The following is a 13,995-nucleotide window of genomic DNA, read 5'->3' on the forward strand; positions in this document are numbered from 1 at the left end:
AAGATCAAATCCAGAGAGCACTTGCACTTTTGATCGGGTATATCCAGTGTAAATGCTCCGGCGGCCAGGATCATGGCTTCGCTTTTGCTAACGGTAGTATTGTGTTCTAATGTCGATGGCAACTTCAAGATAGCCCTCGGGTGATGTTGGCTTTGAGTAGAAACCATCTGCACCAGCCCGGTAGGCGAGTTCCAGATTATACTTATCACCCGACATGATGACCAGCGGTACCTGCTTCAGATGTTGCTGGTCGCGCAGTTTGCAGAGAATATCCGTTCCCGAAATAAACGGCATTTGCATATCGATAATGATGAGCTCCGGTCGAAATGTTGGGCTTTTGGCGAGTGCGAGTAATTCGCGGCCATTCGGAACCTGTATCACTTGTTTGTCCTGGCCAAAGACCGAAATCAGGGCCGTGCGCATGTATTCGCTATCATCGGCGTCGTCGTCGGCAATTATAATGGGTTGGTCGTTCATGGAACTTCGTTGAGCTTCAAACAATTCAAAAGCCTGCTATCGGGTGCGAGCTCTCGCGCTCACCGACCAGCCGTGGCTTTGTATCGCCAAATATAAAACTTTATAGGCGAGACCAATGCAATGAAATCCGGCTGCTCCGCATTGAGGCTCAAATTGGCAACAGGCTATCTACCTGCTATATTGCAAGGATTATTGCTCCTATATTATTTCCATGAAGAAATACAATTCGCGACTTGGTGCGCTGATGGCTACCGTGGTAACCGTCTCCATCCTGCCAGTCAGGCTTTCTGAGGGCCAGGCTGCTAACCCCGTAAATCTGATCGGGTCGGAAACTGTTATCTGGCTGATGTGTATGTCAATCTGGCTGGTGAGCTATTACACTTACTACCGGCCTGGTTTAGTTACCTGGCAGAAACTCGTTGTTTCATTGATATTTTGCGCTATTCTGTCCAATTTGTTCTATTACGGATCAAACCCCTTTTTCGAGGACTATCCGCTTAAACCAATCCGTGAACTTCCATTTTGGATAGCAGCAATTCGCCTTTCCTTGCGCGGCCTCTTAATAGGACTTATTATGGTTCCCATTATTTTTCTGCTTGAAATCGAACGTCAGCGGCAAAAAGAGGCGTTACAAAGAGCCACAGATCGTGCTATTGCTGCCGAGCGGCAAAAATACTTGCTGGAAATACGCGTTTCGGAGCGGACCGCGGAATTAGAGCAAACACTTTCCGTTTTGAGCAAGTCGCAGGACGAGCTGGACCATCAGGTATACCTTCTCACGCGCATCATTGCATCGATCGCCCATGATGTCAATGCACCACTGAAATTTATCATCACCGGAACTAAACTTACCGGCGATCTCATCAGGGACAACCAGTTGCAGCGGGCAGATGAATATAATCAGCAACTGGAACGAGCGTTGAGCAATATGGGGACATTTATGCAAAATCTGCTGGAATTTGCAAAAGGCCAGATCCGTAAAGGGGCGCTGCATTTAGGTAATGTGAACCTGGTAGCTTTGATCCACGAAAAGGCAGGTTTGTTTGAACAGATTCTACATTCAAGGGGCAACACATTACGCTACTCTTTGGACGAAAACCTGACTGTGATCAGCAATTCTAACCTTCTCGGCGTGATCCTGCATAATCTGCTGGACAACGCGATAAAAAATACCCTGGACGGTGAAATCGAAATATCAGGCACCGTTATCGACGACCGGCTGCACCTTTGTATTCAAAACCCAGTTCCGGGCGAAGACCGGGATGAAATTCCGCGAACAGATCAGGGGTACCAGTTTGAAGCAGATGCTGGCAGTTCAGGTAGAGATAGTTACGGGTTAGGCTTAATATTGGTAAAGGATATTTCGGCGCTGTTAAATGTTGACTTCTCGTTGGAGACGGCAGGTGGAAAAGTAGTTGCCATGATAATCTTTGCTGAGTTTTACGATTCTGAGCATGGTTCGGACATTGATTTGAGCACGACTGCTATTGCGCGCTAAAACCCGCTGGCGGCACGATAGCTTCATCTTACCAGGAGCAAACATTTCCGGCTTGGAGGGGTATCAAATGGAGGGTCTTGAGTAATTAGACCAGTTATTCTTTAAAACCCAACCGATGATACGCACTTGCTTTCTTTGTGTAATACTGTTCTCTTCATCATTATGTATTGCGCAGAACAAGCCCACCGATACGGCGACGCTCACCGACCCCTGCCTTGATGCCAAAGGCAACGCATATATGGACCGGCAGGCCAGGGCATTTCTTGCGGAAGTCAACGCAACCCTCAAAAAATATCCTCCCGGGCTGTCGCATCAGGCGCACAGGCAGCCCCATTTACTATTGCTCGATGCCGTATTGCACGACAAGTATGCTGCGTACAGAAAGCCTGTGCAGGATTTTTTTCATGAAAGAATAGCAAATACCCTCGCGGAAATCGAAAATACGAAAGTCCAAAAAGGGGCCGTCATATGGAAACTGTATAATATGGGTTTCATCATCCGCACGAAAACGGTAACGCTTGCATTCGATCTTGTGGATGGGAAAAGCTCCCGTTCCGACTCATTTGCTCTTTCCGGGAACATCATGACCCGGCTCATTCGCCAATGCGATGTACTTTTCGTAAGCCATTACCACCGCGACCATGCTGATGAAGCGATTGCGAGGCAGTTTATCGACAATGGAAAACCGGTAATCGCGCCGCCTCAAATCTGGGCTGGACAACCGGTCCACAATGCAGTAACGCATTTGAAGCGGCAGGCCGACACCTTGCAGGAACTGACGCTCAAAAGTGGTCGGAAATTAAAAATCGTGTTGTATCCCGGACACCAGATGGGAGAAACTGAAAATAATGTTCCGCTCGTGTTCACACCCGAAGGCCTTTCGTTTTCGCATATGGGCGACCAGATCAACGAGGGAAAATTCATGATCGATTACGACTGGATTGACCATGTGACAAGGAAGTACCACGTTGACGTGCTGATCCCCCCAAGCTGGACCAACGAAATCCACAGGATCGTAAAAGGGTTCAATCCTGAACTTGTGATTCCCGGACACGAAAATGAATTGGGACATCCGCTGGACGACCGGGTACCGTTCTGGGGCGATTCCGAATTTCTCCAATTAACTTACCCCGAGCTCAAAGCCTCATCCTTCAAAACACTGAATATGACGTGGGGAGAATCTTTCCACTACGTCCGGCCATGAAAAGTCCTTTTCACGCGTCCCACGGCTACCTTTCATTGACGAAATAGCGGCAAGTTTTACGGAACGACGCCAAAACCAGCGAATGGGATGGTGGAGTTTTGACGACAGCGTCGAAAATCCGGTTATATTTAATAGATGACAAACTCATAGGTAGCTGCGGCCTCAAACCACGCAGGGTGAGCCATGTGACATCTGGGCCTTAAAATAAACCGGGAACTTATGGATGACTTGAACAAACAAATGTTATCGGCAGCTTTCGATGGCCATCTGGCGACAGTCGAAAAAATGGTGAGCCTCGGGGCAGATATCAACTATACCGATCAGTGGGGCAATTTTGCGATGTTTACAGCCGCCTGGGATGGTAATATAGCGGCGTTGGACCTGTTCTACAGCTTAGGAGCCAAAATCACGTTTGAGGGTGCCAACCTCCTGTGCAACGCGGCTTACAATGGAAAGGTGAATTCTGTAAAATGGCTGTTGGATAAAGGGGAGGACGCCAATTTCGCATTCACAGAGACTGGCGAGAATGCTTTGCACTACACGATTTCTAAAACCAGCGAAATGAAGGAGAGGGAAGAAATTGTCAGGATCTTAATAGCCGCAGGCATTGATGTGAATAAGAAAACATTCCCCGGTGTGTCGACCCTTTGCTTCATGCGCGATGCTTACCTCAAAGGGGAAACTCCGCTGCACAGGGCCGCCGCGTACGCGAGCACGACGATTATCAAAAGTTTACTGGAAGCCGGAGCCGACCCGTCGGTGAAAGACGCGAACGGTGATACGCCCATATCGTGGGGAAGCTGGCATTTGCGAGACGCCGACGCATTGCGGTTACTGGTTTATAGCGGGGTTCCCGGTATTCATTAGGCACTATCGGTGGCTTTACCGCGGGCCGCATCTGACGATGTGATCAAATCAAGTTTTTAATATCCAGCATAATAAAAATCAGGGCGGGGTAGGTGGCTGTAAATGCCCAGAAAAATGAATTCAGGCCCATCACAATCACATTCAGTAAATGAAAAGTGAATCCCCACAGGAGTATGGCAAACGATACATAAATCGGACCGATCAAACATAAAGGAAATATTATTTCCATGATGATTACTGCCCAGCACAAAAATAGGTTGATGTATTTTTTATTTTTCAGCAAATTTGATATGGTTTTATTTCCATACGATCCGGTATTGAAAATCTCATAGACCGCATCGCCGCTGCGCCATTTTTTTGAGAGTATTTTTGCGATACCTGATGTTGAATAGGCCAGACATGATTGTAAACCAATAAAATAAAAGCAATACTTTTGAATGACTGGCGACGAAACCATGCTTAATCCAAAAAAGATGGACACCGCAAGAATGAGTGACATCTGATCTGAACCATCTCCCCCGTACATGCTCCTGAATTGTATCAGAAGCATGCATAATACGAGCGTTGCGCTAGCGAATGTGAAAAGATAGGAGTACGGAGCGGCAGCCACCAGAATAATCAGGCAAGCTAACTTCATGAACACCAGTTTAACAAAACCACGGGCATCTAAAAGATTATCCAGAATATTCCCGATTCGAGAGTCTCCGGTCAAGGTGTTGATGTCGAGCCTTATGATTTTCCAGGAGAAAAAACCGTTGCTGCTGTATTCCCCTTTGAGGTGCAGGAACAGCAACTCTGAGGTCGTGAAAACCTGGCCTATTACGAATAATAGTAAAATGACGTATAAATATTCATAGTAATACATATTGTCATGATTTTAAGTGTATTTACCTGACACGATGAAACGGAGAACTGATAATAGGCTTCGCTGCTTCGGTTGACCCTATCCCAAAACTCTCCACAAGGGTGAACTGCAAATGCGTAGCGTTTTTATCCATGTTATTTTGATGGAATTTTGTTACCGCATTAAGTATTAGTAAATATGGAACACTTGTGCATAGATTTTGTGTCATGTAAAGATCACTCATGTTTTCTTTACGACATTTTTGCACGGTCTTGATCAGTGCATTGATGCAATCTATCAGTAGTTTTACCTTCCTTTTTTCCGGATTCCAGACGGAATTTGAATAGGTCCTGTAAGAAATCAGGGGGATTTCCGTCCATTCGGTTATAACGGTATCATTTTGCGCTAATCGATATACAATATGATAGTCGCTGGTTCCTGGATTGGGGGCGAAAAAGGTCCAGTTGGGGAAAATACCAATAAAGTCGAACTCCTTGATGGTTGTTAAGCTTTTGAATTGGAATTGCCAAACAATTGAAATCAAAAGCCACACACCGAATATGAAAGCTACACAAATGTCCATATTTACTAATTGATTTGTTCGATTACCTATTTAACATCGTGTTGATTTCTCCCCTGGCATCTATTAACTGTTCGAGGGAAAAGTCGTGCTCAATCTTGAATCTTTGAAGCAACTCGGTAGGCAATACCCGGGTGTTCGCGAGAGCCCCTGATTTATATGCTTTATAAACGGCAATAGTCAGGGCCACCACCGCAACCGCAACTTCAACATAGGGTGTTGTGGCTACCAAATCCCGACCGGGAACGGCTACACCCCGCTCGTTAATGTCTTTCAGCCGGGTAAGATCGTCGACTTTCTTAACATTATTGTTTCTTAAAATTTCAATACCCAAATCTATTAAATTTAGATCTGTCGTGGTAAGCGTAAGTTTTTCCGGAATTTTTCTACCCTTTGCCATTTGCTTACAGTTTAGATTTGAAAAAAAATATGTTAACGAATCGAATTTATATGAATACTTAATTCGATCATATTTTATATTATTAAACGGCAATATGAATAATGGCCTTTCCTTTGGGTAAAATGGATTGTTCCGTTAAACTTGTTTTCTATTTTGAAATTTCATTTTGATGGATATTAATATTTATATAATTGTTATTCGAATTTGTTTTCAACTAATATAATTAATGGTTTTGTGGTATGAATGGGTGATGAAGTATCGACAACTGAATTTTGTGACTGTTTCTGATGATTTTGTAAATGAGTTTCGTGAGTAAATGCAAAATGAGATTCAGGTAGGACATACCACTACGGGAAAACGATTAATTGAATTGTTTGATAATTGGATTTTTAAATGTTGAAAATAAATATTAAGTAATTGCAATTGGAGCGCGTTCGAAATAGTAACTTTAACTAAAAAGCGGACAATGCGGCTAGTATCGCGCTAGCCGCATTGTCCGCTTTATTCAATCTGTATTCAGGATTACCGGTTGCTTGAAACCCCCTGCCTAGCCTAGCAAGGAACGCATTTTGCGCTGGATCAGGTCAGCCGCATATTTTGGATTGAGACGGTAAAGTTTGTCCATAGCACGCGCATCCCGGCCAATCACCACACGAAATTGGTCCTTCTCAATGGCCCGAAGAATCTGCCCCGCGGCTTCCCGCGGTGATATGGGCTTGAACTCAGACGCACCGGCCGTGTCCGCCTTAGGGACGTTCAGCCCCGAGTTCTGCATTATATTGGTCGCAACGGCACCGGGAAACACGACCGTAACCTTCACATGCGTATCCTTCAATTCTGCATAAAGTCCCTCGGTAAACAGCTTCACAGCCGCCTTTGCTGCGCCATAGAGCGTTTGGCCCGGCACCGGAAGAAAGCCGCCCATGCTCGACACATTGGCGATATGCGCCTCCGGCCGGGCTAAAAGAAGCGGTAAAAAAGCTTTCGTAAGGTAGAGCGTACCGTAGAAATTAACAGCCATTACGCGGTTGATATCCTCGATCGTCAGATCGAGAACGCGCCGGAAAGGTTGGATAATACCGGCATTGTTAATGATTCCGTCGACCGTACCGAAATGCGCGAGCACTTCGGCCGGTAACGAGTTTACTTTGTTGGGATCGGTAATGTCTGCCTGGAAGCCTTTGAATTCGCCCGGCGCTGAACTTGCCAGCCGCCCCGTTTCGTCAAGCGTAGCTGCATTGATATCGATGCCCGCGACGTTGGCTCCCCGCTGCAACAGTTGCAGGCTCAGTTGCTGACCGATACCGCTTCCGGCACCGGTCACAACAATGGTCTTTTTCGCTAATTGCATGGAAATTTTGGTTGTGTATTACCGAAGTTCGCCAGGTACGCCCGTTGGCAGGCCTTTCGAGAGATCAACTTCAATTTTGTGGCCGTCCAGTTGTGTCCGGATAGTGCCCGACCCATGGCTTCTTCCGCTAAACTTCGCGTTATCAACTTTGAGAAAGCCCTTGTGTTTGCCGGTTACAGTAATATCCGCATTCCAGGTTGCTTCCCAAAAGGTTTTTTGACCGATCGTTTCTGAGCCATTCAGGACATATTGCCCATCATCGGAGAAATTCACATACTCGATTTTGAATAGCGTTTCTTCGGAAGGCGACGCAGGTTTTTGGGTGCTTATATTGGCATGGCCGGAAACAAGCCCGACCAGCTTTCCTTCGGTTGGTTGTGAGGAATCCAGCGGTTTAAGATCTGCCAGGTTCACTGCCCAGTCCATGGTTGGGGTCACGATCGGGAGGGGAGTGGTCGGCTTTCTCGATGTAAAAGTAATCATCCGCAGGCGGCCCATCGCTTCGCCCTTTTTTACCTTCCGGGGATCCTTTTGCTCCCAGAAAATACCGCGGGTGCTGCTTGGGTGCCAGGTCAGGTTACCGAAGTGATTGTACTCGGTCAGGTTGTCCGATGCCGTCGTCAGGTTCTGCCCGGTGTATCCGTCCTCCGGTAGCCGTGCACGGTCGCCGTACTGGTCCGTCATCGTCAGGCCGTAATACCGCCTGGCATCCCTGAACCCTTCAACTTCTTCGTTCCGCCATTCCGCGACTCCCGGTGCCAGGGCATTGTTGACAATGAGCGGGCGGGGGATCAGGCTAAACGCGTCCATTCGGGTTGTATGCCGGTGCGACTGGAAAATCAGCCACTTGCCGTCCGGCGAAGGATAAACGCCCTCATCATAGCTGAAATGCCTTGTGAAGCGGCTGACGTCGCCGGTGGTCAGGTCGATTTTGGCAATATCGAAATTACCTGCTTCAAAGGCACTGATAGTCGTCAGATATTTCCCCATCCCGGTAAAGCTTTTTACCTCGCCTCCTCCGTAGAAGAAGGGCCGGAAGATAGGAGCACCGGGTAGCGCTGTCTTGTCTCCTGAAATTACCTTCGTTTTGGCGAGTTCGTAGCGCTCTCCTTTCTCATCTGAAACGCGGGTCAGTTCGCTCACCAGCACCAGGGCGCTCGGTAATGGCCTCGCTACCAGCAGGGTGTAAGCGACGTGAATGCCGTCCTGAGACATATTGCTGGCAATGCGGGCCAGTGTTTTAGCTCCCGGAACAGCTGGGTACACCAGCGGTAGGATTCGGGCTTGCTTGCAATCCACGATAGAGGGGCTGCATTCAAGAATGCCGGTCGGCGTGTAAACGCGCTTTCCATCCGCGAGGGGTACCGGCATTTCTCCGCCGATGTTCTCCGGCAAATCACAGGTCAGGCATTTGAAACCGGTGCCATCGTCCTTCATGACGGCAAGGTTCGATTTTTTCGCACCGGCCATTGTGACCTCCATAATCAGATGTTGGGCATCGGGTAAGTAGTTGACCAGCACCGCATCCAGAACGTTGTCCGGCAGAGGGATGGTGGACACTTTGAAAGGCTCGGGCTTCGGCGGGGGCGGGAGTTTTGGGGTAAGCGCGTAATTGGTTTGATTGACCGCGGCCTTTTGCCCTTGGGTCACAGGAGAATGCAGTAGGCAGGCCACACCGCAAGCCCACATCAGGTAACTTAACTTTTTCATTTTAAACATTTGATTTGATGAATGACATGATGGTAAGGTGGATGGTCAATCGGCACCGGTCCGGTAGTATGGACCTTGCGCGGTTATCATCGGTGAATGCATTGGTACTCGGTCAGAAGGTGTAAGTTGCCGTCAGGAAATAGGCTCTCGGAGGTAGGCTTAGCGTGAAAAATACCGCATTGGGATTGCCTTCCATTTGGGCCTTCGTGAAGCCCTGCGTATTGAGCGACGCCGGAAACCCGCCCGGTGCCGACCAGCCCATGATGCCGTTTTGATTGAACACGTTGTTGACATTGGCCTGAATCTGTAACCTGCGTGAAACGTTATAGCCCAGGTTCAGGTTGGTCTGGTCAAAACCGGGGAGGTAAAATACGTTGGCCACATTACCTGCCCGCCTGCCTGTATACGACCAGTCGATCGAACCGTAGACTTTATCGGAGGTGTAGGTTGGGGAAATGCGCAGGATCTGGCGGGGCGAATAATCGGTTTCGTTGCCCGAGTAGCTTTGAATCTGATCATCGGCCTTGCCATTACCGTTCAGCACCCAGGTATTGAAATCGACAGCTGTTGATTTCTGGAATGTCGCGACTGCGCGGACACTCAGTTGTTTGGTCAGATTATAAGTCCCTTCCACTTCAACTCCGACCGTTTTGAACTTGTTGTAGAGAACAGCAGTCGTGTAGGTGGAGGTGAGCTCGGCCGATTCCTGGCCGAGGGCCTGCTGCGGGACTTTGCCCAGCAGACTGTAAAACGGGGTAACGAAAAGCGAGAACCGATCCTGTTTTGCTTTGAAACCCACTTCATATTGCTGTGTGCTTTGCGCAATCGGATTGAGGTAACTGGCGTTGACCGACGACTGAACGTTGAGATAAATGCCAAGATCAGGCGCTTTGCGGCCCTGTGAATAGCGGGCGTATACGGCCAGCTGGTCATTGAACTTGTAATTAAGGCCGGTTGAGTAGGAAATGGTCTTGACCGTTTTGTTATAATCCAATGTCGAAGTCACGGCTCCGCCCATGTTGTCGTATAATGTCAGGGGATTTTTGTCCGTTCCGCCGTCGGTGGAGGTCGTCGCGGACGCGATCTGGTTGCTACCTCTAACCCTTATACGTTCAAAGCGAATCCCCCAGTCAAAATTCAGTTTGCCGGATATTTCCCATGTATGTCCGAAGAAACCGGCGAGTTGATTTTGCGTGAGATCAAAGATATTGGTAGCTACGCTCCTGCCGGAACCGCCTGTTGTACCCTCGGGGTTGGTAACCTGGTATACTTTTCCTTGGAGGTCGGTGTAGACAATCGCCGTTGGTTGCGGACGGGCGCTTCCCATGAGCCCAAACATGCTGCCTACGCCATTAGGATTAAGCCGCTTTACACCGGCATGCGCGTAGTAAAGGCCGCCTGTAAAACTCATGTGGCTCAGCCGTTTGGTCAGCGTGACCTGGTCGATGGTTTCCTTTACCCGGTTATCAAACACGATCAAAGGGTTGAACAGCAGGGAGTTCTTCTGAACCTCCGCCCCGGGTAAATTGCTGCGGTTAACGGTGAATTTGAGGCCCGCCGGCGCCCCGTTTACGAAATTGATGCCTTGCGTAACATTGGCCAGTTCGGTGCCGGTGGCCAGATCACGGAACGAATAAGTGCCCAATTTACCCGCCAGGCTATTTACCCCGTAGAACGTCACATTGTCGATTGCAAATGGGTAGGGGATCGATGTCGTGTTCCAATAGGACGTTTTGTAGGCGTAGCGAACCTTGTTTTCAAGCGTCCATCCCTTCCCGAAGCTGTGGTCGAAATTGAGCCCGATTGCCAGGTCTTTAGAGTGGATCTTGTCCCGCGAATCGAAGGTGCCCTGCTCGCCGCTGTCATTGATGGTGTATTGGGCCGATACCGGCGGGATCAATACCGAGCTGGTTTGCTTGACGCCCGGTGCCAGATGAGGGTTTTTGAAATCAACTGTCGGCAACTGTTCAAACCAGGAATTGTGGTCGTTCAGGTATTTGGCGTATAATTTCATGGAGCCTTTTTTGAAGTGTTTCGCGACATTGGCTTTGATCTGCCCGCCGTTGTTCATGGGATATCCGGGGTAGCGGGCACCATTATTTTGCCGCCAGAACCCGCCCATATTAAAGGTGAGCGTTTTATCGCTCGTCAGCGGGCCGCCGATATTAGCGTCTGCCCGGTAATAGGGATTCCGGCCGTTGCCTTCCAGCCCGAACTTCACCCGCGCCTGCGCTTCGAATGTCTGGCCACCTGTTTTGGAAACATAGTTAAAGATGCCTCCCGGAGCATTGTTGCCCAGAATCGACGCCGTACCGCCCCGAACCGCTTCCAGTTTGCCCAGGGTAAGGTCGGGCCGCAGAAAGAAATCCGGGCCATAGTTGCCGTAAGTTGCATTTGTTACCGGCAGTCCGTCCTCCTGCATCGAAACATAGTAATAGCCATTGGAGACGTCGTTCCCGCCTACGTTTACGCCTCTGGAACTGACCGTGTTACGGATTTCGCCCAGCGATGAGTTGACATATACACCGGGTACATTTTTCAAAAGATCGGCTGCACTCAGGGGCACCTGCAACTGAATAAGCTTGGCAGGAAGCACCGATATCGCCACCGAGGACTCCATCCGGCTTCGCTTATCGAATACGCCGGTAACAATCACTTCTTCCAGATTAGCCGGGCTTTCCATGAGCTGTACATTGATAACGGCCTGAGAACCAATGACTACCTCTTTGGGTAAGAAACCAATAAAACTGAATACAAGCGTCGCGGACGGGTCGAGGTTAGAAAGCTCGTAATTCCCCGAGCCATCGGTAACCGTACCCTGGACCGAACCTTTCACCTTTACACTGACGCCCAACAGGGACTCTCCCTTTCCATCTGCCACCTTTCCGTGGACCGACGACTGGGCTAACGCAATCTGGCAACTGATCATGAATAGGAGCACAAGTCCAAAGAGCGGCCGAAATACATTTTCAGGCCGGGGAAGGTAGAATTGTCTGTTCATCTGTTAATCGGTTATAATGTACAAATCGGGCAAGCCGGTACCAGGCACAGTACCCCTTGGCGCTGGCGGCTTTTCAAACAAAAATTCAATGGCGTTTAAAAACACCAGCCACTCTGTAATGGAGTGACTGGTAGCTGATTACTTCAATGCGTCAATATGTGATCATATATAACTCCACAAATGTAAAAGAAAAATATTATTATTATCTACATGAATAGATAATAAATTTTTTGACTGTGTTTCGGATTTGAACGCGGCGCATCGCGATCCGTCTTAGTTACTTGTCGTCTACATAATATCTTGATAGTCTTCGTTTTATTGGTTTGAAGGGGCCGCTGCCGGGACATCCGTTTAGCAACATTGGGCCGCTGAACCGAAAATCGGCAGTTATTCTCTACATGATCAGATAATAAATTAAATCTGTATCTTTCGGTCGTTCCCGGCGGCACCCTTTGTGAGCAGACTGCCTGTATCAAGAAATGAAAAACAATATGGAATCAGTAAGTGATAAAAATTACATCGAACAGGTTTCTGTCGAATGTGTCATCCTGGGGTACCAGGACCGGCAGCTGAGGGTTTTGGTGCCAAAGCTTGCTTTTAAAGGAGATTTTTGGGGCTTGCCCGGCGGGTTTGTGTACCAGGACGAGGACACGGACGACGCGGCCAGGCGCATCCTTTACGAACGTACGGGCATAAAGGACGTGTACCTGGAACAGTTTCAGGTAATGGGAAAGGCGAACCGGAACAGCCGGGAGTTCCTCGACCGGATGATCGGTCAGAATAGCGACTTGTTTAGTGACCCGCTAGCCGAAGGGCAACGTAGCCGGATGGATTATGATTGGTTCACCCGTCGTTTTATATCCATCGGTTATTACGCCCTGGTAGACATGAATCAGGTAATTCCGCAAAAGACGGACCTCGACGTGTCTATTGAGTGGTATCCCATTGGGGAGTTGCCGCCTATGATCATGGACCATAACCAGATCGTGGCCAATGCGCTGGCAACGCTCAGGCTCACGATCGACCAGAAATTGAATGCATTCAATCTGCTTCCTGAAACCTTTACCATGCAGGAAATCCAGGACCTCTATGAAGCCATATTTGAAAAGCGCTTCGCTCAAAACAACTTTCCCAAACGCATTTTGCGCCTGAACGTTCTCGACCGGCTGGAAAAGAAGTACACCGGCGCTGCCAACAAAGCGCCTTACTTATACCGTTTCGATAGAGCGCGCAGCAGCCAGTTGCCCACGGAGGATTTGTTTACCGAGTAAAACGTATATTGTGAATCGGTAGTAATTGGGGCGTATTTTCTATTCCGGCTATTCCGTCGGCGGAGTTTCGTGACAAAAGAAAATAGGATATTACTTCTTTATTTTTTTGTTATTTTTGCTTCTGTATCTGGACATACCTGGCATGAATACCCTCGAGAAGGCAACGGATGATGAGTTGGCGACCCTGTTGACAGACGGATCCGAAGCTGCATTTGATTCGATTTATGAGCGTTACTGGAGAAAACTTTATAATGAAGCGTTCAAAAGGATCAATGACTCTTCGGACAGTGAGGAGATTGTACAGGACATATTCGTTGATCTATGGCACAAAAGGGCCAGCAGACGGATCGAAAACCTCCGGGGATATTTGCTGGGGGCGGTACGGTACCAGGTATTTGCTGTTTATCACAAACGGAAGAATTTACCGGCTTTCGAGGAGCCGCTCGATTATATGGCGTTTTCTACCGATAATGCCGATTCCAATTTTCTGAGGGATGAGCTGCTCACAAGCATCCATCAATGGCTGGAAACACAGCCCGAAAAGCGCCGGGAAATTTTCAGATTACGGTTTCTTGAAGGACTTTCCACAATCGAAATTGCCGAGCAGCTCGATATATCGAGAAAAACCGTACAAAACCAGCTTAATACTTCCCAACAAAGCCTTCGCGAGAGTATCGGAAGGCTCCTTATCGTCATCATTTTGTTGCTTCGCCCATAGCCTTTCCACGAGCCGGGTCTGCCTGCATTAAAATTTTTTGTAAAAAATCTGAGGTCGGCCTGGGACTTTTCAGG

General features: G+C 48.3%; 12 protein-coding genes. 5 read left to right on the forward strand and 7 right to left on the reverse strand.

Annotated elements, in window-relative coordinates; genetic code table 11:
• Positions 1-87: 87 nt before the first annotated feature.
• Positions 88-477 (reverse strand): response regulator, encoded by a 390-nt coding sequence (locus ACTJJJ_RS01195; RefSeq protein WP_188931538.1) that lies wholly within the window; start codon positions 475-477, stop codon positions 88-90.
• A 211-nt stretch (positions 478-688) separates the two neighbouring features.
• Between ACTJJJ_RS01195 and ACTJJJ_RS01200 the strand changes: the two genes are divergently transcribed.
• The 3 genes from ACTJJJ_RS01200 to ACTJJJ_RS01210 all read left to right on the forward strand — a co-directional run bounded on the left by ACTJJJ_RS01200 (position 689) and on the right by ACTJJJ_RS01210 (position 4,046).
• A complete protein-coding gene (locus ACTJJJ_RS01200) occupies positions 689-1,975 on the forward strand; it encodes a sensor histidine kinase (RefSeq protein WP_440701186.1) in 1,287 nt (428 codons plus the stop codon).
• 115 nt (positions 1,976-2,090) lie between these two features.
• Positions 2,091-3,179, forward strand: a complete 1,089-nt coding sequence (locus tag ACTJJJ_RS01205; RefSeq protein ID WP_440701187.1) for an MBL fold metallo-hydrolase — start codon at positions 2,091-2,093, stop codon at positions 3,177-3,179.
• A 219-nt stretch (positions 3,180-3,398) separates the two neighbouring features.
• Positions 3,399-4,046, forward strand: a complete 648-nt coding sequence (locus tag ACTJJJ_RS01210; RefSeq protein WP_188931533.1) for an ankyrin repeat domain-containing protein — start codon at positions 3,399-3,401, stop codon at positions 4,044-4,046.
• A gap of 43 nt (positions 4,047-4,089) precedes the next feature.
• Here ACTJJJ_RS01210 and ACTJJJ_RS01215 read toward each other — a convergent pair whose 3' ends face one another.
• The 6 genes from ACTJJJ_RS01215 to ACTJJJ_RS01240 form a co-directional block, all read right to left on the reverse strand.
• Positions 4,090-4,911, reverse strand: a complete 822-nt coding sequence (locus ACTJJJ_RS01215) for a hypothetical protein (RefSeq protein ID WP_188931531.1) — start codon at positions 4,909-4,911, stop codon at positions 4,090-4,092.
• A 22-nt stretch (positions 4,912-4,933) separates the two neighbouring features.
• Positions 4,934-5,473 (reverse strand): hypothetical protein, encoded by a 540-nt coding sequence (locus ACTJJJ_RS01220; protein ID WP_440701188.1) that lies wholly within the window; start codon positions 5,471-5,473, stop codon positions 4,934-4,936.
• 22 nt (positions 5,474-5,495) lie between these two features.
• On the reverse strand, positions 5,496-5,870 hold the full coding sequence (locus ACTJJJ_RS01225) for a hypothetical protein (RefSeq protein WP_440701189.1): 375 nt from the start codon (positions 5,868-5,870) through the stop codon (positions 5,496-5,498).
• Between the two features lie 547 nt (positions 5,871-6,417).
• A complete protein-coding gene (locus ACTJJJ_RS01230) occupies positions 6,418-7,221 on the reverse strand; it encodes an SDR family NAD(P)-dependent oxidoreductase (protein ID WP_440701190.1) in 804 nt (267 codons plus the stop codon).
• A gap of 18 nt (positions 7,222-7,239) precedes the next feature.
• The gene (locus tag ACTJJJ_RS01235; RefSeq protein ID WP_440701191.1) at positions 7,240-8,931 is read right to left on the reverse strand and encodes a TolB family protein; all 1,692 of its coding nucleotides are present in this window, start codon (positions 8,929-8,931) and stop codon (positions 7,240-7,242) included.
• A 112-nt stretch (positions 8,932-9,043) separates the two neighbouring features.
• Complete coding sequence (locus tag ACTJJJ_RS01240; RefSeq protein WP_440701192.1) at positions 9,044-11,932, reverse strand: TonB-dependent receptor domain-containing protein; 2,889 nt, start codon at positions 11,930-11,932, stop codon at positions 9,044-9,046.
• A 491-nt stretch (positions 11,933-12,423) separates the two neighbouring features.
• On the opposite strand from ACTJJJ_RS01240, the gene ACTJJJ_RS01245 reads away from it, so the two are divergent.
• A complete protein-coding gene (locus tag ACTJJJ_RS01245; protein WP_188931519.1) occupies positions 12,424-13,203 on the forward strand; it encodes an NUDIX hydrolase in 780 nt (259 codons plus the stop codon).
• Between the two features lie 142 nt (positions 13,204-13,345).
• Positions 13,346-13,921, forward strand: coding sequence for an RNA polymerase sigma factor (locus tag ACTJJJ_RS01250; RefSeq protein ID WP_188931517.1), 576 nt, complete (start codon positions 13,346-13,348; stop codon positions 13,919-13,921).
• Positions 13,922-13,995: the final 74 nt, after the last annotated feature.

The organism is Dyadobacter sp. 22481 (genome assembly GCF_052044875.1).
Lineage (GTDB): Bacteria > Bacteroidota > Bacteroidia > Cytophagales > Spirosomataceae > Dyadobacter > Dyadobacter endophyticus.

Excerpts from the sequence above, each read along its gene's own strand:
- ACTJJJ_RS01250 (WP_188931517.1), top strand. The coding sequence starts at position 13,346 with ATGAATACCCTCGAGAAGGCAACGGATGATGAGTTGGCGACCCTGTTG.
- ACTJJJ_RS01210 (WP_188931533.1), top strand. The coding sequence starts at position 3,399 with ATGGATGACTTGAACAAACAAATGTTATCGGCAGCTTTCGATGGCCAT.
- ACTJJJ_RS01220 (WP_440701188.1), bottom strand. The coding sequence starts at position 5,473 with ATGGACATTTGTGTAGCTTTCATATTCGGTGTGTGGCTTTTGATTTCA.
- ACTJJJ_RS01200 (WP_440701186.1), top strand. The coding sequence starts at position 689 with ATGAAGAAATACAATTCGCGACTTGGTGCGCTGATGGCTACCGTGGTA.
- ACTJJJ_RS01195 (WP_188931538.1), bottom strand. The coding sequence starts at position 477 with ATGAACGACCAACCCATTATAATTGCCGACGACGACGCCGATGATAGC.
- ACTJJJ_RS01230 (WP_440701190.1), bottom strand. The coding sequence starts at position 7,221 with ATGCAATTAGCGAAAAAGACCATTGTTGTGACCGGTGCCGGAAGCGGT.
- ACTJJJ_RS01205 (WP_440701187.1), top strand. The coding sequence starts at position 2,091 with ATGATACGCACTTGCTTTCTTTGTGTAATACTGTTCTCTTCATCATTA.
- ACTJJJ_RS01225 (WP_440701189.1), bottom strand. The coding sequence starts at position 5,870 with ATGGCAAAGGGTAGAAAAATTCCGGAAAAACTTACGCTTACCACGACA.
- ACTJJJ_RS01245 (WP_188931519.1), top strand. The coding sequence starts at position 12,424 with ATGGAATCAGTAAGTGATAAAAATTACATCGAACAGGTTTCTGTCGAA.
- ACTJJJ_RS01215 (WP_188931531.1), bottom strand. The coding sequence starts at position 4,911 with ATGTATTACTATGAATATTTATACGTCATTTTACTATTATTCGTAATA.
- ACTJJJ_RS01235 (WP_440701191.1), bottom strand. The coding sequence starts at position 8,931 with ATGAAAAAGTTAAGTTACCTGATGTGGGCTTGCGGTGTGGCCTGCCTA.
- ACTJJJ_RS01240 (WP_440701192.1), bottom strand. The coding sequence starts at position 11,932 with ATGAACAGACAATTCTACCTTCCCCGGCCTGAAAATGTATTTCGGCCG.